This is a genomic window from Amycolatopsis rifamycinica, assembly GCF_000695625.1.
In the GTDB taxonomy this organism is placed as follows: domain Bacteria; phylum Actinomycetota; class Actinomycetes; order Mycobacteriales; family Pseudonocardiaceae; genus Amycolatopsis; species Amycolatopsis rifamycinica.
This window is the reverse complement of record NZ_JMQI01000079.1, coordinates 19,229-38,622: the sequence shown is the minus strand read 5'-3', so window position 1 is coordinate 38,622 and position 19,394 is coordinate 19,229. Positions and strand designations below refer to the sequence as shown.

22 protein-coding genes and 1 pseudogene are annotated in these 19,394 nt (G+C 73.1%); 9 read left to right on the top strand and 14 right to left on the bottom strand.

The window, feature by feature from the left end:
* Nucleotides 1–63 precede the first annotated feature (63 nt).
* On the bottom strand, nt 64–318 hold the full coding sequence (locus DV20_RS38525; RefSeq protein ID WP_043788439.1) for a hypothetical protein: 255 nt from the start codon (nt 316–318) through the stop codon (nt 64–66).
* Nucleotides 319–743: 425 nt separating this feature from the next.
* Between DV20_RS38525 and DV20_RS38520 the strand changes: the two genes are divergently transcribed.
* Nucleotides 744–998: a DUF397 domain-containing protein gene (locus tag DV20_RS38520; RefSeq protein ID WP_043788437.1), complete on the top strand. Its 255-nt coding sequence runs from the start codon at nt 744–746 to the stop codon at nt 996–998.
* Between the two features lie 162 nt (nt 999–1,160).
* Here the strand turns inward: DV20_RS38520 and DV20_RS38515 are convergent, their stop codons facing one another.
* The 5 genes from DV20_RS38515 to DV20_RS38495 form a co-directional block, all read right to left on the bottom strand.
* Complete coding sequence (locus DV20_RS38515) at nt 1,161–1,706, bottom strand: hypothetical protein (RefSeq protein ID WP_043788436.1); 546 nt, start codon at nt 1,704–1,706, stop codon at nt 1,161–1,163.
* Nucleotides 1,699–2,841: a hypothetical protein gene (locus DV20_RS38510; RefSeq protein WP_043788435.1), complete on the bottom strand. Its 1,143-nt coding sequence runs from the start codon at nt 2,839–2,841 to the stop codon at nt 1,699–1,701. Before DV20_RS38510 ends, DV20_RS38515 begins: the two co-directional genes overlap by 8 nt.
* A gap of 11 nt (nt 2,842–2,852) precedes the next feature.
* Complete coding sequence (locus tag DV20_RS38505; protein ID WP_043788433.1) at nt 2,853–3,245, bottom strand: FixH family protein; 393 nt, start codon at nt 3,243–3,245, stop codon at nt 2,853–2,855.
* Nucleotides 3,242–4,639 (bottom strand): hypothetical protein, encoded by a 1,398-nt coding sequence (locus DV20_RS38500; RefSeq protein WP_200876588.1) that lies wholly within the window; start codon nt 4,637–4,639, stop codon nt 3,242–3,244. The genes DV20_RS38505 and DV20_RS38500 overlap by 4 nt, the downstream gene beginning before the upstream one ends.
* A gap of 95 nt (nt 4,640–4,734) precedes the next feature.
* On the bottom strand, nt 4,735–5,589 hold the full coding sequence (locus tag DV20_RS38495) for an alpha/beta fold hydrolase (RefSeq protein ID WP_043788431.1): 855 nt from the start codon (nt 5,587–5,589) through the stop codon (nt 4,735–4,737).
* A gap of 54 nt (nt 5,590–5,643) precedes the next feature.
* On the opposite strand from DV20_RS38495, the gene DV20_RS38490 reads away from it, so the two are divergent.
* The 3 genes from DV20_RS38490 to DV20_RS38480 all read left to right on the top strand — a co-directional run bounded on the left by DV20_RS38490 (nt 5,644) and on the right by DV20_RS38480 (nt 7,754).
* Complete coding sequence (locus tag DV20_RS38490) at nt 5,644–6,219, top strand: CGNR zinc finger domain-containing protein (protein ID WP_200876587.1); 576 nt, start codon at nt 5,644–5,646, stop codon at nt 6,217–6,219.
* A gap of 72 nt (nt 6,220–6,291) precedes the next feature.
* Entirely contained in the window at nt 6,292–6,714 is a 423-nt protein-coding gene (locus tag DV20_RS38485; protein WP_051736312.1) for a MarR family winged helix-turn-helix transcriptional regulator, read from the top strand.
* 131 nt (nt 6,715–6,845) lie between these two features.
* Nucleotides 6,846–7,754: a zinc-binding dehydrogenase gene (locus DV20_RS38480; RefSeq protein WP_152603811.1), complete on the top strand. Its 909-nt coding sequence runs from the start codon at nt 6,846–6,848 to the stop codon at nt 7,752–7,754.
* Nucleotides 7,755–7,774: 20 nt separating this feature from the next.
* On the opposite strand, the gene DV20_RS38475 is transcribed toward DV20_RS38480, so the two are convergent.
* Genes DV20_RS38475 through DV20_RS38465 form a run of 3 tightly spaced genes read right to left on the bottom strand, consistent with a single transcriptional unit; the run spans nt 7,775 to nt 10,562 of the window.
* Entirely contained in the window at nt 7,775–8,644 is an 870-nt protein-coding gene (locus DV20_RS38475) for an oxygenase MpaB family protein (RefSeq protein WP_043788429.1), read from the bottom strand.
* Nucleotides 8,644–9,219 carry a TetR/AcrR family transcriptional regulator gene (locus DV20_RS38470; RefSeq protein WP_043788427.1) on the bottom strand — a complete coding sequence of 192 codons (576 nt, stop codon included), beginning with the start codon at nt 9,217–9,219 and terminating at the stop codon, nt 8,644–8,646. The genes DV20_RS38475 and DV20_RS38470 overlap by 1 nt, the downstream gene beginning before the upstream one ends.
* Complete coding sequence (locus DV20_RS38465; RefSeq protein WP_043788425.1) at nt 9,186–10,562, bottom strand: amidase; 1,377 nt, start codon at nt 10,560–10,562, stop codon at nt 9,186–9,188. The genes DV20_RS38470 and DV20_RS38465 overlap by 34 nt, the downstream gene beginning before the upstream one ends.
* A gap of 125 nt (nt 10,563–10,687) precedes the next feature.
* On the opposite strand from DV20_RS38465, the gene DV20_RS38460 reads away from it, so the two are divergent.
* Nucleotides 10,688–11,245: a dihydrofolate reductase family protein gene (locus DV20_RS38460; protein ID WP_043788423.1), complete on the top strand. Its 558-nt coding sequence runs from the start codon at nt 10,688–10,690 to the stop codon at nt 11,243–11,245.
* 28 nt (nt 11,246–11,273) lie between these two features.
* Nucleotides 11,274–12,302, top strand: a complete 1,029-nt coding sequence (locus DV20_RS38455) for a D-cysteine desulfhydrase family protein (protein WP_043788422.1) — start codon at nt 11,274–11,276, stop codon at nt 12,300–12,302.
* A gap of 78 nt (nt 12,303–12,380) precedes the next feature.
* On the opposite strand, the pseudogene DV20_RS44495 reads toward DV20_RS38455, so the two are convergent.
* The 3 genes and pseudogenes from DV20_RS44495 to DV20_RS38440 all read right to left on the bottom strand — a co-directional run.
* Nucleotides 12,381–12,947, bottom strand: a pseudogene (locus tag DV20_RS44495) (DUF998 domain-containing protein); the annotation flags it as partial.
* Nucleotides 12,948–12,981: 34 nt separating this feature from the next.
* On the bottom strand, nt 12,982–13,767 hold the full coding sequence (locus DV20_RS38445; RefSeq protein WP_043788420.1) for a protein phosphatase 2C domain-containing protein: 786 nt from the start codon (nt 13,765–13,767) through the stop codon (nt 12,982–12,984).
* Nucleotides 13,768–13,835: 68 nt separating this feature from the next.
* Nucleotides 13,836–14,048 carry a hypothetical protein gene (locus DV20_RS38440; protein WP_043788419.1) on the bottom strand — a complete coding sequence of 71 codons (213 nt, stop codon included), beginning with the start codon at nt 14,046–14,048 and terminating at the stop codon, nt 13,836–13,838.
* 128 nt (nt 14,049–14,176) lie between these two features.
* On the opposite strand from DV20_RS38440, the gene DV20_RS38435 reads away from it, so the two are divergent.
* Entirely contained in the window at nt 14,177–14,386 is a 210-nt protein-coding gene (locus DV20_RS38435; RefSeq protein WP_014154112.1) for a sigma factor-like helix-turn-helix DNA-binding protein, read from the top strand.
* Complete coding sequence (locus DV20_RS38430) at nt 14,386–14,913, top strand: Clp protease N-terminal domain-containing protein (protein WP_043788417.1); 528 nt, start codon at nt 14,386–14,388, stop codon at nt 14,911–14,913. The genes DV20_RS38435 and DV20_RS38430 overlap by 1 nt, the downstream gene beginning before the upstream one ends.
* Here DV20_RS38430 and yczE read toward each other — a convergent pair.
* Nucleotides 14,910–15,557, bottom strand: a complete 648-nt coding sequence (yczE, locus tag DV20_RS38425; protein ID WP_043788416.1) for a membrane protein YczE — start codon at nt 15,555–15,557, stop codon at nt 14,910–14,912. The two genes, DV20_RS38430 and yczE, sit on opposite strands and share 4 nt — an antisense overlap.
* Before the next feature lie 61 nt (nt 15,558–15,618).
* On the opposite strand from yczE, the gene yczR reads away from it, so the two are divergent.
* Nucleotides 15,619–17,067: a MocR-like transcription factor YczR gene (gene yczR / locus DV20_RS38420; RefSeq protein ID WP_051736310.1), complete on the top strand. Its 1,449-nt coding sequence runs from the start codon at nt 15,619–15,621 to the stop codon at nt 17,065–17,067.
* Between the two features lie 493 nt (nt 17,068–17,560).
* Here the strand turns inward: yczR and DV20_RS44490 are convergent, their stop codons facing one another.
* The gene (locus DV20_RS44490) at nt 17,561–19,099 is read right to left on the bottom strand and encodes a hypothetical protein (protein ID WP_235191119.1); all 1,539 of its coding nucleotides are present in this window, start codon (nt 19,097–19,099) and stop codon (nt 17,561–17,563) included.
* Nucleotides 19,100–19,394: the final 295 nt, after the last annotated feature.

Genomic DNA, 19,394 nt, shown 5'->3' with positions numbered 1-19,394 from the left:
AACGGCGAGAGCCCCGGTTCCGTCAGGGAACCGGGGCTCTGTTGTGGTGGTGCGGCAGTCGGTTCAGGCGCGCGAGCCGATGTGGCCGCGCATCAGCGGGGCCAGGTCGATCGCGGCTTCGAGCGGGCGGGTGGTCCGGACCCCGTCGGCGTGGCGCCGCAGCGGGAGGTCCTGGTCCGTCGCCCACGTCGTGGTCTTGCGCAGCGGCGCCTGGATCAGGCTGAAGCCGAAGCGGTTCCGCAGCTCGGTCCCGATGCCGCGGCGGCCACGGTGGTCTTCGTCCTCCCGGCGGAAGAGCGAGTTCACCCGGACGGCCATACGTCTACACCCCCAGCTCTCGTCGCGGTGCGTCGGCGTCTCGCGAGGAAAACGCTTCCGCATCCCTGGTCCGGACCAGCCTGGTCACGGCGAGCGCGCCGGGTGGCGCACTGTCCTCGACGATCACGCTGTTCCTCCCCCATGAGGTCCTGCGGTGGCTTGGCTTGGTTGGTTGCGGCACGGGGTTTTCCACGCTCGGCCCGCGACGACGACCGCCCGCCGCGAGCAGGCAGTCATTCACCGACACCAGCGCCCCGGCCGATGCGATTAATCCTACTCCTGGAATAATCTTCATGTCGAGGCCGTACCCTGTTGATCACCCGCTTGGCCCTGTGGCTTGCTCCATTGAGACACTGAGTAGCCGGAGGCGGGTGTCTTCGACCAGGTCCGACCGCGCCCCCCATCGATCCTCGGAGGTACGACCCATGGCGGATTATCCGTCGTTCGCGGATTACGATCCGAACACGGCCGTGACCCTGTTCGAAGAGGCCGCCTGGGAGAAGTCGTTCGCCAGCGAGCCCAACGGCGGCAGCTGCGTCGAGGTCAACCTGGGCCGTGACGGCCTGATCGGCGTCCGCGACACCAAGCTCGCGACCAGCCCCGTCTTCGTGTTCGACACCGCCGAGTGGGAAGCGTTCCTGATCGCCGTCAAGGCCGGCCAGTTCGACCTGCCCGCCTGAACCCGGTCCCGTGCCGGTGATCATGATCACCGGCACGCGCCCGGCTGTGCCCGAACCGTGCCCCGGAACGCCAATGGCGAAGGCCCCCTTCCCCGTCCTCTGCGGTGAAGGAGGCCTTCGCGGCCACCGGAATACGTCCGGAGCCTTGATGTGAGCCGAATCTCACCCGGTTGCCGGAAGCTCCCCGCCGCGCAACCGGCCGCGCGTCCGGCGCCAGGCCACCACGACGAGCACCACCAGCCCGATCAGCGGCAGTGTGCTGATCGCCCAGCTCAGCCCCATCGGCGGCCCCGGCTGCTCCAGCACCGGCAGCGCGCGCAGCTCGCCGGTGCCCGCGCCGGCGGGGCCGTTGACCGCGAAGCGCAGCGTCCAGTCGCCCGGCCGGGGCAGCGAGCGGACGTCGAGCCCCCACACCTCGCGTTTGCGCGGGTGCCGCACGAGCGGCTGCTTGCGGTTCGGCCCGCCTTCCGGGTTGACCATGGTGAGCGTGCCGGACTTGCCTTCGATCCCGCCGTCGGGGATGAAGGTGAAGTCCAGTGACTGCATGGCTTTCAGCGGCCAGGTGCTGAACCCGACGGTCAGCCCGTACGGCCCGGCCTGCACCCGCTCGGTGTGCACGATGTTGACCGGCTCGTAGGCGTTCGCCGTCCCCGCGGTGGTGACCAGCAGCCCGGCGACCGCGGCCAGGGCGAGCAAACTCTTACGCATCAGCGGTTTCCCCCTTCTTCGCGGGCGCCAGCAGGCAGAGCATCCCGCCGAACCGCCACCCGGCGAACCCGCCGAGCAGTCCCAGCGCCGCGCTGAGCAAGGCGGTCGTCGTCAGGTACCAGGCCGGCGGCACGTGCGCGCCGGTGTAGAGCAGGACCCCTTGGAGCGGCAGGCTCAGCCCGAGCAGCAGCCCGGCGATCCCGCCGGCGACCACGGACACCCGGCCCGCGCGCCACCCCCGGCGGCGTCCGGCGAGGTACACCAGCTCCATCAGCGCGGCCACCGGCAGCAGGGCCATCGGCGTCAGCGACGGCATCGCCGGCACCCCGGAAACGGCGTCCCGCAGCGGCAGGCCGACCATGTCGGCGTAGGCCTGCGCCGCCCACGGCGAGAACCACCAGAAGACCGCCTGCAGGGCCGCGACCAGCGCCGCGGTGCCGACGGCTCCGCCCGGACGGCGGAAGAACCCGGCGCCGACCGCGACCAGCAGCACGGCCATCATCGACGTCCCGATCGCGATGGCGTCGGCGTAGTCGTCCGGCACCTGCTTCAGCCCGAGCGCCAGCACCGGCGCGAACGTCAGCAGCACGGTCAGCGACGCCAGCGTGCCGAGCCGGCCCCAGCGGTGTTCCCGCGCCGCGGCGAACACCGCGGTCGTGCCGATGAGCGACACCGTGACCGACAGCAGCAGCCCGATGTGCGGCGGCGAGTCGATGACCGCGTCGAAGCCGTAGAGCCCGTGCCACCACTGGTCCCACAGCCCGTACAGCAGGAACGTCGCCGCGCCGACGCCGGAGACCAGGTAGCCCAGCGGGGCCGCGAAGGTGCGGCCGAAGACGTTGACCACGCGCCCGCCGATCCGCGGGTCGACCGGCCGTCCCGCGCGCCGGGCCGCCGTCGTCAGCAGCACGACGGCGAGGCTCGCCAGGCCGACGACCGCGCTGCCCGCGTACAGGAACAGGTGCGGCAGCGTGAAGAACGTGTCCGGCCCGACGTCGTCGTGCCACTGGATGTCCCAGGTGAGCCCGACCAGTGACAGCAGCGACCCGCCGAGCACGACGTTCGCCGGCAGCGATCCCGTCCGCGCCTGTTTCGCCACCGACGTGGTGCGCACGCCGGATGCGGTGAGATCCATACCCCCTCCTTCTACTTGACCAGCAACGGAAAGACGACCTGCGCCGGCCCGCCGGGGCCGCGCAGCGAAACGGTGATCTCCCACTGCCCGGACATCGGCAGCGCGACGTCCGCGGCGCGGAAGCGGCCGGGCCCGTCCGGCCCGGCGGGCACCGGCGCGAGCGCGTGCCCCATCTGCGCCATGACCGGCGCGACCGTGACGGCTTCGGGGGCGGGTCCGGTCACCGCCACCGCGAAGGTGTTGCCGCCGATCCGGGGCTGCTCCGCGGAGAACTGGACGGTGTAAGGACCCGAAACCGCTTGCTGCATGGTGGCTTTCGCGTCACCACCGCCCCAGAGCAGCCAGCCGGCGCCCGCCGCCACGACCAGGACGACGACGGCGATCAGCACCGTCGGGCGCTTCACCGGCCGGCTCCGGTTGCCGGGATGTCGACCACCGCGGGGACGGTGAGCACGTGGTAGCCGCGTTCGGCCTGCAGCCAGATCCGGTACCGGCCGGGCTCGGCGAAGGTGTAGGTGAAGCTGACGTCCGGGCCGTACGCGGCGACCGTCTCATCGGGACGGTCGAGTTGCCCGGCGACCGGCGGGACCATGGCGTGGACGTGCGCCCAGGTCGGTGCCTTCGCGGCGCCTTCGCCGGCGGCCCCGGTGAACGGCCCGGTGATGATCAGGTGGCCGAGCATGCCCAGCCACGGCTGGAGGTCCTGGGCGGGGAAGCGCGCGGTGACGGTGGCCGGCGTGCCCGGGGTGACCGTGAGCTCGACCGGGGTGCCGTCGACCGTCCGCGGGCCCGGCCCGGGCGGCTCGGGTGCCGGGGCCGCGGTGCCGTGGACGTCCACAGTGGACCGCACCAGCTGGACCCCGCCGCCGCGCCGGGCGAGTTCCGCGGCGACGGCGTACGTGCCGGCTTCGGGATCGGCGAGGCGGACGCGGTAGCCGCCGGGGCCGACGCGCACCGGGTGCAGGTGGCTCAGCCGTCCGGACGGCGAGACCAGCACCAGGTGCACGAGGGCGTTGTCGTGCACCAGCAGGTCGTCCACCGGGCGGCCGGTGGCGCCGTCGGTGAGCCGCAGCTCGAGTTCGCCTCGCCCGGCTTCGACGGCGAGGTTCACCGGTGGCCGCGAGTAATCCACTGTGGACAACCGCGCGTTCGCGTAGGGGTCGGTCACGTTGTCGAACGTCGGATCCAGCTGGCTGCCGGGCGCGGGCGGCGGGGGAGTGCTCGCCGACAGCAGCGCACCGGTGACGGCGACGGCGATCGCGGCGACCACGCCGGCGCCCGGGATGAGCGCGTACGCGGTCCGTCTGGCCCACGCCCCGACGATCAGGGCGATGAGCAGGAAGGCGCCCGCGGCGACGAAGCCGCCGTACGTGGCCTTCTCCCATGGCGGAACCACCCGCGCGGGCACGATGAACGGGATCGTGGCCGGCGGTCCGGCGCCGTCGCTCAGCGAAAGCACCCACGGCCCCGGTTTGCCGACCTGGAGGTTCCCCGCGTAGACGCCGGGGGTGGCGCCGAGGACGACGTCGGCGCGCGAACTCGGGACGCCGTCGGCCGCGACGGCCAGGTGCAGCGTGCCGGGCGCGCTGCCCTGGTGCGTCACGACGTCGACGCGCAGCGGCGACGGTGTCGTGTCGACGCGGCGGATGATCACGGTCAGTTCGCGCGCGCCGAGCGTCTGGGCGACCTGGATGTCGGCGCCGCCCGGTGCGCCGTCGGCGTGCGCGGTCCCGCCGCCGGCCAGGATCCCCAGTGTGGCCAGCAGCATCAGCAGTACGGCTTTCGGTTTGCTCCCCATCGTGCGCCGAACCTAACCGGTGCGGCCGGTGGCGGGCGTCACGGCGCCGAGGGAACTCCGGTCCCCAGCGTGGGGGACCGGAGGCCCCGGAGTTCTCAGGGACCGAGGAATCTCCGCAGGTGGGCGACGACCTCGCCGGGTTGTTCCTCGGGGAGGAAGTGGCCGCACTCGGCGAGGGCTTCGCCGGTGACGTCGTTCGCGTACTCCCGCCAGATGTCGAGGGTGGGGAGCGTGCCGAGCAGGCCGTTCGCGCCCCAGAGGGCGAGCACGGGCTGGGTGAGGCGCTTGCCGGCGTCGAAGTCGGCGTCGTCGAGTCCGGCGTCGTCGGGGAAGGAGGCGCGGTAGTCGTCGAAGCCGGCCCGGAGCGCCCCGGGCTGGGAGAAGGCGCGGACGTACTCGGCCTGCGCGTCGGCGTCGAGGGCGTGGCGCTGGTAGGTCCAGCGTTCGAAGAAGTAGCCGAGGTAGCCGGCGATGTTCTGGCCGGCCAGCAGTTCCGGCAGGTCGGGCTGGAGGTGGAAGAGCCAGTGCCAGTACGCCTTCACGGTGCCGGCGTCGAGGCGCTGCCACATCGCGCGGGTCGGGGCGATGTCGAGGACGGCCAGGCGTTCGACCTGGTCCGGGCGGTCGAGGGCCCAGCGGTGGGCGACGCGGCCGCCGCGGTCGTGCCCGGCGACGGCGACCTTCGCAAAACCCAGGTGCTCGGCGAGCGCGGCGACGTCGGCGGCCATCGTGCGCTTGTCGTAGCCGGACCGCGGTTTGTCGGTGCGGCCGTAGCCGCGCAGGTCGGGAGCGATCACGGTGTGCGTCTCGGCGAGCGGGGCCAGGACCCGGTGCCAGCAGTGCGACGTCTGCGGCCAGCCGTGCAGCAGGAACAGCGGCGGGCCGTCGCCCGCGCGGAGGTAGTGCATGCGGATGCCGTTCACGGTCGCCGTCTCTTCTAACCGGTTCATAGGGTTAGACGGTAGCGCTGCTTCTAACTCTCTTCAAGGGTTAGAATGCGCGGCATGGAATGGGTCTTCGACGGCGGACGGCCGTGCCTCGACCTCGTCAACACGATGCGCAGCCGGCACGAAGAGGGCGTGGAGCTGCTGACGGGCCCCGACGCGCTGGCCGAGTGGCTGTCCCGGGCGGGGCTGACGACGGGCCCGGTCCCGGTGACGGCGGGCAACGTGCTGGCGGCGAAGGCGCTGCGGGAGGCGATCGACCGGGTGCTGCTGCCGTCCGAGGAGCCGTCGGAGATGGACGTGGAGCTGGTCAACAACGCGGCGGCGTCGGCCCCGGCCCCGCCGCCGCGGCTCGCGCTGGTGGACGGCGCCCTGCGGCGCGAGGTCCCGGCCCCGAAGGACCCGGTGGCGGCGGCGTTCGCGATCTTGGCGGCGGACGCGATCGACCTGGCGACCAGCGACGCGGAGGTCCGCATCTGCGCGGCGGACGACTGCGGCCAGCGCTTCTGCGACGCCTCACCGCGCCGCAACCGCCAGTGGTGCTCGATGTCCCGCTGCGGCAACCGCGCCAAGGCCCGGGCCCACTACGCCCGCACTGGTCCACAGGCAAAGCGAGATGTGGAGCGTCCCGCCTAGGGGAGGCCGTAGCCAGGCTGACGGCACGTTTCGTGAAGCAACTCCAGGAATAGCTCAAGTTAAGCTCGGTGCATGGCGGTCGATGAGCTCGCGGCTTCGTTGCTGTACCAGGTGACGGCCCTGGCCGGAGAGGTGGCCGGCCGGATGCACGACGGCTTGGCGCGGCTGGAGCTCACCGGGCCGACGGCGAATCTGCTGTGGGTCCTCGACCCGGACGCCGAGCCGCAACCGCTGCGCAAGCTGGCCGTCCTGCTGCGGTGCGACCCCTCCAACATCAGCTTGCTCAGCGCGCAGCTGGAGGAACGCGGGCTCGCCGAGCGGCGTCCGCATCCCCGGGACGGGCGCGTCCGGACGCTGGTGCTGACCGCCGAAGGCCGGAATGTGCGCGAGCTGCTCCTCGCCGTCGTCGCCCGGAATTCGCCCTTCGCGCACCTCGATGACGACGAACAGCTGCTCCTGCAGTCCCTGCTCGCCAAGGCGCTCACCGAGCGGTAGCAGGGACAACACAACTCGTTGAGCATTTCCTTGAGATTCTCATGTAATCTTCGGGCGTGACCACTGACGCAGGCGCGAGACGGGTACGGCTGACCTCCACGGGAGGTCCTGAGGTGCTCCGGGTGGAGGCCATGCCGGTGCCAGAACCCGGCCCTGGGCAGATCCTGATCACCACGGAGGCCGCGGGAGTGGCGTTCCACGACATCTCGACCCGCCAGGGCCTCACCCCCGGCGCCCTCCCGGAGGTCCAGGGGTTCGACGTGGTCGGGCACGTCGCGCGGGTGGGCCCCGGCGTCGGGGAATTCACCGTCGGCCAGCGCGTCGGCGCTCTGATCGGCGCCGGCGGGTACGCGACGCACGTGCTGGCGCCGGCGTCGCGGACCACCCCGCTCCCCGAGGGACCTCCCGCCGGACACCTCGACGCGCTGATGCTCAACTACCTCACGGCCTGGCAGATGTTCCACCGGGTGGCCAGGCCGGCGCCCGGCGAGGCCGTGCTGGTGCTCGGGGCGGCCGGCGGAGTGGGATCGGCGTTGTCCCAGATCGCCAGGGCGGCGGGGGTCGAGGTCTACGGCACCTCCAGCCCGGGCAGGCGCGGCCGGGTCGAGGCGGCCGGCGGCACCTGGGTCGCGGACCAGGCCGCCGTGCCCGTGCCCGTCGCGGCCACGTTCGACCCGGTGGGCGGCCCTTCGCTGGCGCGCTCCCGGCGTGCCACGAAACCGTCGGGTGTGGTCGTGTCGTACGGGTTCAGCTTCGCCACCGGAGCCGGCTACTCCAAAGCCGGCGCGATGGCGCGCACCGTCGGCGCCCTGCTGCGGGCGAAGCTCACGCCAGGCCCCCGCGTGGTCGTGCACACCGTGGCGCGCGCGGTCGACAAGGATCCCGCCGGGTTCCGGGCCGACATCGCGGCACTGGTCGGGCAGCTGGCAGCCGGCGCCATCAAGCCCGAGGTCGTCACCCTGCCGCTGGAGCAGGCCGCCGAAGCCCACCGCCGCCTGGAGAACCGCGAGGTCGAGGGCAAACTGGTCCTGGTTCCGTGACCCCAACCCGCGACGGCCCTTCAGGCGCGGGGTGGCGCTGAACCGGGGCCGTCGCCGCGGATCAGCGCGCGGTACACCCGCGGGTGCGCGCGGAACCAGACGTTCAGCTTCCCGATCCACCGCATGTGCGCGGTCCGCAGCCCCGGCGGCATCGGCGTGGCGAGCAGGCGCAGGCCGGAAGCGAACCGGTCGAACCTCCGCTGGTCCCGGTCCGTCCACTGGAGACCGAGGCGCTCGCGGAACGCCGGTGGCAGCGTGGCCCGGATCAGGAACATCTGGATCCGCGCGTGCCACCGCCACCACGAACCGGGCAGCCACCGCACCGGCTTCCGCACCGTCCGGATCGTCTCGAAGAGCTCGGCGATCGCCTCGTTCGCCGAGAACCCCGCCACCATCGAGTCGTAGTACCGCTCGAAAGCCGCCCAGTCCGGCGGCAAGTCCTGGGAGCGCACGCCCAGCATCCGCCCGACGTCGCACATCTGGGCGTAGTACTCAAAAAGCTCCGATGTGGACAGTTGCCGCCCGAAGAACCGCTGTGCGTCAACCGGAACCTTCACCAGCGTCGCGTGCACCCACGCATACGCCGCAGGATCCAGTGCGCTGTAGCGCCGTCCGTCCGCGACGCCGGTGAACGTGCGGTGCAACGCCCGCAGCCGCTCGGCTTCCGCGCGGGCGCCGGCCTCGCCGCCGTAGACGTAGATCGACAGCGACGCGCCCGTCCGCATCAGCCGTGTCCAGGGATCGGCCGTGTAGTCCGAATGATCGCGCACGCCCGCCGCGACGACCGGGTGCGCCACCTGCAGCACCAGCACCTGCCCGGCCAGCAGCCCGTCGCGGAAGTCGCCGAAGTACTTCCACGCCGCCGTGCCGCGGACGATCGGGCGGGCCATCAGGCGCCGCGGACCAGCATCATCAGCGGCTCGGCCACCGGCGTGTCCGTCGCGCCGGTGGCCAGGCGCCGCAGCTGCAACCCCGCGATCAGCGCCACCACCGGCCCGGCCAGCCGCGCCGGATCGGGCACCCCCAGCGCGCTGAGGATCGTTACCGCCAATTCGTCGTACGCCGCGAAGCAGCGCGAAGAGGCTTCGTGCAGCTCAGGATCGCGAGCGGACTGCAGGTACAGCTCGTGCGCGCCCAGCTCGTCCGCGCCGAAGGGCAGCTGCGCGATGACGTGCTCGACGACCGAAGCCGCTTGCTCGACACTCAGTCCCGCCGAGCGGTAGCCGTCGACGATCGCGCCGAGCTTCGCCGTCTCCTCCTCGGCGAACAGCAGCATCGCCTCGCGCAGCAACGCCGTCTGGCTCGGGAAGTGGTAGGTCAGCGTGCCGAGCGAGACGCCGGCGGCGGCGACGATCCGGCGGTTCGTGAGCCCGCCGACCCCGTGTTCGCCGACGACGGTCAGCGCGCCGCGCAGGATGGCTTCCCGGGTGCTCACCAGCTTGCCGCGGGATGCCGGTCCGGCCACCGTTCGACCTCTTCCAGTTGCGCGGCAAGCGAAATCAGCCGCTCCTCGGCGTGCGACGGGCCGAGCAGCTGCGCGCCGAGCGGCAGCCCGTCCGCCGTCTGCCCGGCCGGGACGTTGACCGCCGGCCACCCCAGCACGTTCCACGGCCAAGCGTACGGGCAGGCGGCGATCATGGCCTGGTCGGTCTCCCAGCTGGACAGCCCGTCGAACGTCCCGATCGGCGGCGGCGGAGTCGCCGTGGTCGGGGTCAGCAGGACGTCGACGCGGCCGAACACCGAGCCGATCCGCCGGTGCAGACCCGGCTCGAGGGCGCGGGCCAGCCGCAGCGCGGGGCCGGCCAGCAGGCGGCCGTGGCCGGCGTTGCCGCGCGTGCGCGGGTCGAGCCCGGCCCGGTCGGGCACCCGCAGCGTCCAGTCGCGGACGCCGGCGAGCGAACGCGGCAGGAACGTCAGCCCGATCAGGCGATAGTCCGGTTCGACCTCGACGATCTCGTGCCCCAGCCCGGCGAAGGACTCGGCGAGCCGCCGCACCGCGGTTTCGACGACCGGGTCGAGCCGGGTCCTGGTGGCGGTGAACGGGATCCGCGTGGACAGCCCGATCCGCAGTTTCCCGGGCTCGCGCACGGCGGCCGTGCGGAACACGCCGGGCGTGCCCGCGGCGGCGTCGAGCAGCAGGGCGGCGTCTTCGACCGTGCGGGCCAGCGGGCCGAGCACGGTGAGGCCGTGGAACAGCTCGTCGCCGGTGGGGATCCGGCCGCGCTGGGTCTTGACGCCGACGAGCCCGGTCCACGCGGCCGGGATGCGCACCGAGCCGGCGCCGTCGGACCCGAGCGCGGCCGCGACGACCCCCGACGCCACCGCGGCCGCGCTCCCGCCCGAAGAACCCCCGGGGGTGTGGCCGGGGTGCCACGGGTTGCGCGTCACGCCGAAGGCGGGGCCCTCGGTGAACGGCCACTGGCCCAGCTCGGGGGTGTTCGTCTTGCCGATGATCACCGCTCCGGCTTCGCGCAGCAGCGCGACGGCGGGCGCGTCGGCGGTCGCGCACGGGAAGTCGCCGGAGCAGCCGAAGGCGGTGGGCACGCCGGTGAGGTCGACGTCGTCCTTGATCGCGATCGGCACGCCGAGCAGGGGAGCGCGGTCGCCGGCGTGCAGGCGCCGGTCGGCTTCGGCGGCTTCGGCGAGCGCATCGTCGTCGCGCAGGTGCTTGAAGGCGTTGAGCGTGGATTGGCTCGCGTGCGCGCGCCCGAGCGCGGCCGCGATGAGCTCGGCGGAGGTGACCTCACCCGCGGCGAGCTGCGCGGCCTGGGCGGCGAGGCCCGTGAAGTCGAGGCTCAGAGCGGTCATGGCGGCCCCCGAGGTTCTCGTTCGTTCGAACGAACGTTACCGGATACCGGCGGTCTCCGGCCAGCGCCGATGAGTTTTCGCCGCCCCGGCCGTCTACCTTCCCGACCACTACGTGAGGAGAAACCATGGCCACGGTGCACGCGGGGATGAGCATGTCGCTGGACGGCTTCGTCGCCGACCGCCACGGCGGCACGGCCCGGCTGTCCGACCCCGCCGCGTCGCGCGGCAGCGACTGGATGACCGACCTGATCCGGGAGACGGGCGCGGTCGTCCTCGGCCGCCGGTCGTTCGAGATGTCCGAGGACCCCGACTGGTACGCCGGCAGCTACGAGTTCCAGGTCCCCATCTTCGTCGTCACGCACACTCCGCCGGCCGTGCCGCCCGCCCAGAACGACAACCTGACCTTCACCTTCGTGACCGACGGCATCGCTTCGGCGATCACGCAGGCGAGGGCGGCCGCGGGGGAGCGGGCGGTCAAGGTGATCGGCGCGAGCGTGGTCCGCCAGGCCGTGCGGGCCCGGCTGGCCGACGAACTGCACGTCCTGCTCGCTCCGGTGCTGCTGGGTGCCGGGCTGCCGTTGTTCGGCGATCCCGCTCTCGACGGCGTCACGCTCCGGCGGCTCGGCGTGCGCGAGGTCGGGCCGGTCACCGAACTCCGCTTCGCGGTGCTTAACCCCCTATAGTGGTTAGAAAGCCGAGCCTGGAGGGCCGATGACGTTCGACTTCGCCGGATTCCCCGACGCCGCGCTGGCCGCGGTCCCTCGTGTCGACCTCGGCGGGTGGCCGACGCCGCTGCACCAGGCTCCCCGGCTCGGCGAAGCCCTCGGCCTGCGGAACCTCTGGCTCAAGCGCGACGACGTGCACCCGCTCGGCGCCGGCGGCAACAAGCTCCGCAAACTGGAGTACCACCTCGGCGCCGCCCGGGCCGCCGGCGCCGACACCGTGATCACCTTCGGCGCGCTCCAGACCAACCACGGACGGCAGACCGCCGCCGCGTGCGCGAAGCTCGGCCTGCGCTGCGAACTCGTGCTGACCGCCAAGGTCCCGCGCGACGGCGAGGCCTACGAACGCGGCGGCAACCTCCCCCTCGACCGGCTCTTCGGCGCGACCGTCCACGTCTGCGCCGACGGCGAGGAAACCGGCCGCACCTACGACCGCCTGGTCGCCGAAGCCGCCGCCGACGGCCGGAAGGTCGCCACCATCCCGGTCGGCGGCTCCAACGACCTCGGCGCGCTCGGCTACGTCCGCGCGACCCACGAACTGGCGAAGCAGCTGGAAGAACGCGGCATCGAGCGGGCCCACCTGGTCGTCCCGCACGCCAGCGGCGGCACCGCGGCCGGGGTGGCGCTGGCCGCCGGGCTCCTCGGCGGTCTCGGCGTCGGCATCGCCTGCGTCAGCCACCCGCTCGCCGAGGCCACGGACAACCTCCGCGACCTCGTCGACGGCGCGGCCAAGCTCCTCGGCGTCGAACCGCCGTCGCTCGCGCACACGAGGATGGGCGACTCGACGCTCGGCCCCGGCTACGGCATCCCGACCGACGCCGTCTGGGACGCGTTACGGCTTTTCGGCCGCACCGAGGGCGTCGTGCTCGATCCGGTCTACACCGGCAAAGTGGCCGCCGCGCTGGTCGAATGGGCCGGCCACTTCGCCCCGGACGACCACGTGGTGTTCCTGCACACCGGCGGCATGCCCGGCCTGTACGGCTACGCGCCCGAATTCGCGGACGCCGTGGAAAGCTGACTCCAGCCGGGTCGCCAGCCACAGCAGCGTCAGCAGCAGCACGACGTCGGCGAGCAGCAGCACCCGCTGCATCACCCCGATCGGGAAGGCCTCGGACACCTCGGGGAACGGGGCGACGCCGGCCTCGCTGAGCCGCACGAACACGAAGCTCAGGGCGAACAGCGCGAACGCCCCCGCGGTGAGCCGGATCGCCCGGACCATCGCGGCGCGTTCCGGGTGGCCCCGCAGCGGTTCCAGCATCGAGATCGCCGCGCCCGGCAGGCTGCAGAACGCGACCAGGCACGAGTAGAGGTGGATCTCGCCGCTGACCGGGTCCGGCGCCTCGGGGTAGCTCGCCGGGAAGATCGCGGCCGTGGCCAGCCCGAGCGCCCACAACGCGAGCAGCAGCCGGGTCGTCCGCGACAGCGGCACGCCGGCGACCTGCAGCGCGCCGAGCACCGCGAGCGACCCGACGGCCAGCGAGAGCACGCTCGCCGCGAGCATCCCTTCGCCGCGGTCGGTCACCGTGTAGCTCGACAGCGTGTCGTACACCGGGTTGCGCGAGCTGATCACGTGCAGCACCACGGCCGTGAACAGCCCCCACCCGATCGCGCCCAGCGCGACCAGCCGCCACGGTCTCGTCCGCTTCCCCGCTTCTGTCCCCATGCGTCCAGCGTCGCCGGAAACGCGATCGCCGTGATCAGGGAAGACCCTGAATAACCCCCGATTCGAACTCGACGAGGACGAGCGCCTGGTCGTCGTGCCGCTTCGGCCGGGGCCAGCGCTCGCCGTCCGGATCCTGCTTCTCGGCGGCGCGGACGGCGGCCAGCACGGCGTCGGGCCCGTCGGCGCGGGTGATCGCGAGGACCTCGCGCCAGTCGAAGAGCTCGTACTGGTCGACGCCGATGGAGACACCGTCGCTGGCGAGCAGCACGGCGTCGACGTCGGCTCGCCGCCAGCCGCGCCGCACCGCGTGCGCGGCGGCGCCCGGGTCGGCTTCGGCGACCCAGAAACCGTCGTGGGCGTTGCGCCGGCGGCGGACGTCGGCACCGGTCTGGAGCATCCCGCGCCTGCGCAGCCGGGCCAGCCGGTCGTCCGAGACGACGTCGACGCCGAAGCCGCCGAAGCCGACCACCGGGCTGTCGGCCAGCACGAGCGCGTCGACGCGGTCGTCGAGCCACCGCACGGCCGCGACCGTGCTCGACGGCGAGCGCTGCGGCCGCAGGTCGTGCTCCGCGGTGACGGCGGCGATCGCGCTGGTCAGGACCTCGGTCAGGTCGGCTTCGGGGGCCGCGTGAAGGTCTTCGGCGAGGCGCCGGGCCAGCCGTTCGGCGTACCAGCCGCCCGGGGGTTGCGAGGGATCCGACGAGGTGGCGCCGTCGAGGACGAGCACCGCGTTGTCCAGCACGACGACGTGGTCTTCGGTGGGGCGTGGGTGGCCGTCGGCGCCCACCCCGGCCCGCTCGGCGATCACGATCTCGGGCATCACCCGACTCTACGTCGCTCGTGCGGGGGCTTCGCGTTGAGCGTGTCGCCTTCGAACGGGGGCCGAGGTCACTTGGTGGCGCGGCGGGCGTACGCCGCGATGGAGATGGCGAGCACCATCGCGCCCAGTGCCGCCATCCAGCCGGATCCGGCCCAGAGCCCCAGCACCGCGCCGACGAAGTAGAAGGCGGCGAGGAACAACGTGAGTGCCACGGCGAACACGCGTACCTGCCTCTTGGCGGCACGACGCCGCTGCTCGTCGTCCGGCGCCCGCTCCCGCATCACCGAGTACCTCCGTTTTGGCCGCTTCGCACGCACACACTCCAGGTTTACCCCCCAGCCGGACCCAGGCGTCGCCGGCATGTCAACTCGAGTTGACAGCCGGGTGATGTCAACGTAGGTTGACAGGCATGACGGAAGCGACGGATTTGGCCGCCCGGGCGGGTGACCGCGATCCCCGGGTGGGGCTGCGCGCGGTCGCCGCGCTCCGGCGGCTGCTGGAACAACTGGAGGCCGTGCAGGTCCGCAGTGCGCGGGTGCAGGGCTGGTCGTGGCAGGAAATCGCCGCCGAGCTGGGGGTCAGCCGGCAGGCCGTGCACAAGAAGTACGGGAGGCACTGATGTTCGAGAGGTTCACGGCCGACGCGCGGATGGCGGTCGTCGAGGCGCAGATCGTGGCGCGGGAGTCCGGCTCGGTGGAGATCGGGCCGGCCCACCTGCTCGCCGGACTGGTCAAGGCCCGCGTCGAGGTGCTCGCCGAGCTGGGCGTGTCCACCGACGACATCGCGGCCGAACTGGCCCGCACCCGCCGCCGCGGCGGCGTGAGCGACGCCGACGCCGAGGCGCTCACCGAGTTCGGCATCGACGTCGAGCAGATCGTCGAACGCGTCGAGCAGACGCACGGCGAGGGGGCGCTGGCCGGACGGCTCGGTCCGGCCAAGCGCGGGCACATCCCCTTCACCGCCCAGTCGAAGAAGACCCTGGAGCTGAGCCTGAGGGAAGCCGTCCGGCTGGGCGACAAGCACCTCGGCCAGGAGCACATCCTGCTGGCGCTGGCCCAGCAGCGCGGCACCGACGACGTCCTCGCCCGGCGCGGCGCGGACTACCGGACGCTGCGCCGGGCCGTGCAGCAGCGCAAGGCCGGTTAGTGCACGGCCTGCTGCTCGTCGCGCTGCGGTTCGCGCCACACGACCAGCGGCAGCAGCGCCTGGGTGAGCGGGCCGATGGCCAGCGCGTACACCACGGTGCCCACCCCGACCGTCCCGCCGAGCAGGAAGCCGACGGCCACCACGGTGACCTCGATGCCGGTGCGCACCAGCCGGACCGACCAGCCGGTGCGCCCGGCGAGCCCGGTCATCAGGCCGTCGCGGGGGCCGGGGCCCAGCCGGGCGCCGACGTAGGTGGCGGTCGCGACGCCGTTGAGCGCGATGCCGCCGGCCAGCAGCGTGATCTGCCACCCCAGCTCGTGCTGGTCCGGGAGGAACGCGCGGACGACGTCGACCACGACCGAGATGACCACGACGTTCGCGATGGTGCCGATGCCGGGCCGCTGGCGCAGCGGGATCCACAGCACCAGCACGGCGACCGAAATGAGGCCGGTGACCGTGCCGAACGTCAGGCCGGTGTGCTTCATCACGCCTTCGGCCAGCACGCTCCACGGCTCGAGGCCGAGCCCGGCGCGGGTGACGAGGGCGACGCTGGCGCCGTAGAGGGCGAGGCCGGCCAGGAGCTGGACGCTGCGGCGGACGGGGTCACGGGTGATCCGGACGGGCCGGAGATCGATCTGAGCCACGACCTCACTATCGCCGCGAAGTGGCCTTGTAAACCATAGCCAATTCCAGGATATTGGCCTTATGGAAGCCGTGCTCCCAGTAGGTGGACGCATTTCGGGGCCCCGATTGGCTGTCATGCTGGGCTCGTGGCGCCAAGGCGGCTCCCGGCAGGGGGCCGCCGATCTGGCCGCCGCCGTCGAACTGCAGGTGCTGGACGGCCAGCTTCCGCTCGGCACCCGGTTGCCCGCCGAGCGTGAGCTGGCCGACGCGCTCGACGTCAGCCGGACGCTGATCGGCGCGGCGCTGGACCGGCTGCGGGAGAACGGTATCGTCGCGAGCCGCCGCGGCGCGGGATCGTGGATCGCCGCGCCCGGACGGCGCCGCCGGGGTCCGCTCGCGCCGGTGGGCGACGGCTCGATCGACTTCACCCACGCGTCTTCACCCGCGATCGCGGGCATGGCCGCGGCGGTGGACGCGGCCCGTGGCCGGCTCGCCGACCACCTGGGTGACCACGGCTACCAGGAACGCGGCCTGCCCGGCCTGCGGGAGCGGATCGCGCGGCGGTACACCGAACGCGGGCTGCCGACCACGCCCGCGCAGATCATGGTCACCAACGGCGCGCACCACGCGTTCGTGCTGGTCCTGCGGATGCTGACCGGGCCGGGCGACCGGGTGCTGGTCGAGCAGCCGACGTACCCGAACGCCCTGGAGGCGATCCGCGCCGCGCACGCGATCCCGGTGCCGGTGGCGCTCGACCCGAGCGGCGCGCGCGGCTGGGACATCGCCGGCGTCGACGCGGCGCTGCGCCAGGCGGCCCCGCGGTTCGCCTACCTCGTCGTCGACTTCCAGAACCCGACCGGCCTGCGCCTGGACGCCGAAGGCCGCTCCCGGCTCGGCACCGTGCTGGCCCGCGCCCGGACGCCGGTCGTGGTGGACGAGACGCTCGTTGAGCTGGACCTGGGGGACGACCCCCGGCACGGGCCGCCGCCGCTGGCCGCGTTCGCCGGCGACCTGGCCATCTGCGTCGGCTCGGCGTCGAAGACGCACTGGGGCGGGCTGCGGCTCGGCTGGATCCGCGCGTCGGAGGACCTGCTCGGCCGGCTGGTCTCGGCGCGCTACGCGGTCGACCTCGGGTCCCCGGTGTTCGAACAGCTCGTGCTGACCGAGCTCATGGCCGACGAAACCGTGCTGGACCGGCGGCGCGAAGAGCTGCGCGGCTACCGCGACGCGCTGGCCGGGGCGGTGCACCGGTACCTGCCGGACTGGACGTTCACGCTGCCGGAGGGCGGCCTGTCGCTGTGGTGCCGCATGCCGGAGCCGGTGAGCTCGCGCCTGGCGGTGGCGGCGGCGAGCCACGGCGTCCAGGTGGCGCCGGGCTCGCGCTTCGGCGTCCACGGCGGGCTGGAGCGCTGGATCCGGCTGCCGTTTTCGCTGCCGCCGGACCGGATCGACGAAGCGGTCCGGCGGCTGAGCGCCGCCGAAGCGTCCGTTCGCGGCACCCCGGCTTCCTTGGACGCGCCCATCGCATGAACGAACCGGTGCGCCGGATGCGAGCCCGCTCCCAGGGATGGGCGGCGTTCATGTGCATCCGGCGCACCGGTTCGTGTTCCACACACCCGCTCACGGACGTGACCCCGTTCGCGGGTGCCGCGGCTTCCCGGCACAGCCCCTCGACATGCCGGGAAGCCGGCGGCTCAGGTGCGCTCGCGGTACTGCGAGTCCTCGCTCGGCGCGGTGAGCAAGGGCTCCCGGAGCGCGCCAGGTGTGGGTCCCGGCGCCGCGGGGGCAGCGCGGCGCCGGGACCGGGATCCGACCCGGCCGGGCGCGGTCGGCCGGTCGGAAAGAAGGTGGGTTCGCATGGGTTTCGCCCCTGGGGTACGTCGGACGCGCTCCGGCGTCACGAGACGTGAAGAAGCCACGGATTTTCTGCTGGAGCAGGGGAAACGTCACGCCTCAACGGCGTCGCGGTGTGCGGTACCTGTCGTGATTCGGGCGCACTTGTCCCCGGCTGCCCGGTCGCGGGTCAGTCGGGGGAGGTGGTGGGCAGGGCGGCTTCCCGCCCCGCGCCGTCGACTTCGTGGTCGCGGCTGGTGCCGATCAGCTTGAGCTGCGTGGTGGTGACGTCGTCGGTGTGGACGGCGAACGCGTGGCGGGCGCCGCCGGGGCCGTCGTGGCCCGGGGCCGCGGTGGGGGCCGGCGCGCTGGGGGCGGTGGTGCCGCCGGGCAGGCCTGGCGGGGCATCGCCGCCACCGCCGGTGGCGTGGGTGCCGGAGTCGCGCGGCTGCTCGTGGACCGACGGCAGCGACGGCGCGGACCGGACGACGACGAAGTGCGGCAGGGCGACCCGGGAGGTCTGCGGCGCGGCCGTGACGGGCACCGCGGCCGGGACGGTTTCGAGGACCACGGCCGGCACCTCGGTGGCGACGGCCGTCACGCCGGGCACGACGGTCGCGGTGACGCCGCCGGAGTTCGAGCTGCCGCCGAACACCGGGTCGAGGAGGTCGTCGAGGGGCAGCAGCACGGGCGCGCCGGGGCTGCCCGCGGGCGGCTGGGTGAGCGGCGCGAGCACGGTGTGCGAGAGCGTGTCCGTGACGGCGCCGACGGTGTTCGTGACGGTGGTGAGCGTCCCGCCGACGACGTCGAGGACGCTGCCGACGAGGCCGCCGAGCAGGCCGCCGCCGGACGAAGTGGCCTTGAGAGGCGCTTCGGAGGTGTCCTTTGTGGTCGTTCCGGTGACGGCTCCGAGCGTGCTGCCGACGAGGCCGCCGAGCAGGTTGCCGCTGGACGAGGTGGCCTTGGCCGGCGGCTCTTCGGCGGAGACGCTCTCCGTGGCGGTGGCCTTGGTGGCGGGCTCTTCCGTGGCGGAGATCTCCGGAGAGGTGGCTGCGTCTTCGGTGGCGGAGGTCTCCGGTGCGGAGGTCGCGTCTTCGGTCGCCGAGCTGTCTGGAGCGGTGGCCGTGGGCTTCTCGGCGGCGGAGGTCTCCGGAGAGGTGGCTGCGTCTTCGGTCGCCGAGGTGTCCGGCGCGGAGGTCGCGGGCTTTTCGGCGGGCGAGCTGTCCGGCGTGGTGGCTGCGGCGTCTTCCGTGGCCGAGGTGTCCACCGCGGTGGCCGTCGGCTCCGCGGTGGAAGAGCCTTCCGAAGCCGCGGACTCCCCGGTGGGCGAGCTGTCCTTTGTGGTCTCGGTCGCGTCGGCGTCGGCGCTGTCGATCCTCGGCCGCACCGAGCAGGTGCCCGCGTCCGTCTCGTGGTGGCTCTTGCGGTGCCCGGCGGGCCAGAGCGGCTTCGCGGCATGGTCCACGGCGACATGGTCCACAGTGGAGACCACGGGCGCTTCGGGGCACGCCGGCCGGTCGGCCGCCGACGCGGTGCCGGACAGCGCGGCGCCGAGCAGCCAGCCCGCGAAGGTCAGGCCGCCGGCGACCAGGATCTTGGCGGCGGGGCGCTGCAGCGACGCCGTCCACGGGCGCGGCACGCGTACGCGCGCGTGCGAGGCGCCGAGCTCACCGCGGGCGGGCGCAGGCCGGACGTGAGCGTCGCGGCGCGCGTTCGCCGTGCTGCTCACCGCCACCACCACCGTCCGCGCCTGAGGCTTCCGCGATTTCCGCTCGAGCCCGTTCCTGCTGGGGTCTTCCTCCGGCCAGGTCGCAGTTCCCCCGAGGCTGCACTCGTTCTAGCACCGGTCGGAAGTCTTTCATCTCTCCCGCGTTCGATCCAGCCCGCCAGGCCCGGCAGCCCGCCCGCTCAAGGTATCTGCGGCCGACAAGTTGATCACTCTCAGTGCCGTTCGGGTGCTCCGTTACCACCATTCGGACGAGTTCTGCAATTTGCACATTTTGCGGTTGACCTGATGTTTCCCG

Coding starts and splice junctions, on each gene's coding strand:
- DV20_RS38525 (WP_043788439.1), bottom strand. CDS start 318: ATGGCCGTCCGGGTGAACTCGCTCTTCCGCCGGGAGGACGAAGACCAC.
- DV20_RS38520 (WP_043788437.1), top strand. CDS start 744: ATGGCGGATTATCCGTCGTTCGCGGATTACGATCCGAACACGGCCGTG.
- DV20_RS38515 (WP_043788436.1), bottom strand. CDS start 1,706: ATGCGTAAGAGTTTGCTCGCCCTGGCCGCGGTCGCCGGGCTGCTGGTC.
- DV20_RS38510 (WP_043788435.1), bottom strand. CDS start 2,841: ATGGATCTCACCGCATCCGGCGTGCGCACCACGTCGGTGGCGAAACAG.
- DV20_RS38500 (WP_200876588.1), bottom strand. CDS start 4,639: ATGGGGAGCAAACCGAAAGCCGTACTGCTGATGCTGCTGGCCACACTG.
- DV20_RS38495 (WP_043788431.1), bottom strand. CDS start 5,589: ATGAACCGGTTAGAAGAGACGGCGACCGTGAACGGCATCCGCATGCAC.
- DV20_RS38490 (WP_200876587.1), top strand. CDS start 5,644: ATGGAATGGGTCTTCGACGGCGGACGGCCGTGCCTCGACCTCGTCAAC.
- DV20_RS38485 (WP_051736312.1), top strand. CDS start 6,292: ATGGCGGTCGATGAGCTCGCGGCTTCGTTGCTGTACCAGGTGACGGCC.
- DV20_RS38480 (WP_152603811.1), top strand. CDS start 6,846: ATGCCGGTGCCAGAACCCGGCCCTGGGCAGATCCTGATCACCACGGAG.
- DV20_RS38475 (WP_043788429.1), bottom strand. CDS start 8,644: ATGGCCCGCCCGATCGTCCGCGGCACGGCGGCGTGGAAGTACTTCGGC.
- DV20_RS38465 (WP_043788425.1), bottom strand. CDS start 10,562: ATGACCGCTCTGAGCCTCGACTTCACGGGCCTCGCCGCCCAGGCCGCG.
- DV20_RS38460 (WP_043788423.1), top strand. CDS start 10,688: ATGGCCACGGTGCACGCGGGGATGAGCATGTCGCTGGACGGCTTCGTC.
- DV20_RS38455 (WP_043788422.1), top strand. CDS start 11,274: ATGACGTTCGACTTCGCCGGATTCCCCGACGCCGCGCTGGCCGCGGTC.
- DV20_RS38445 (WP_043788420.1), bottom strand. CDS start 13,767: ATGCCCGAGATCGTGATCGCCGAGCGGGCCGGGGTGGGCGCCGACGGC.
- DV20_RS38440 (WP_043788419.1), bottom strand. CDS start 14,048: ATGCGGGAGCGGGCGCCGGACGACGAGCAGCGGCGTCGTGCCGCCAAG.
- DV20_RS38435 (WP_014154112.1), top strand. CDS start 14,177: ATGACGGAAGCGACGGATTTGGCCGCCCGGGCGGGTGACCGCGATCCC.
- DV20_RS38430 (WP_043788417.1), top strand. CDS start 14,386: ATGTTCGAGAGGTTCACGGCCGACGCGCGGATGGCGGTCGTCGAGGCG.
- yczR (WP_051736310.1), top strand. CDS start 15,619: ATGGAAGCCGTGCTCCCAGTAGGTGGACGCATTTCGGGGCCCCGATTG.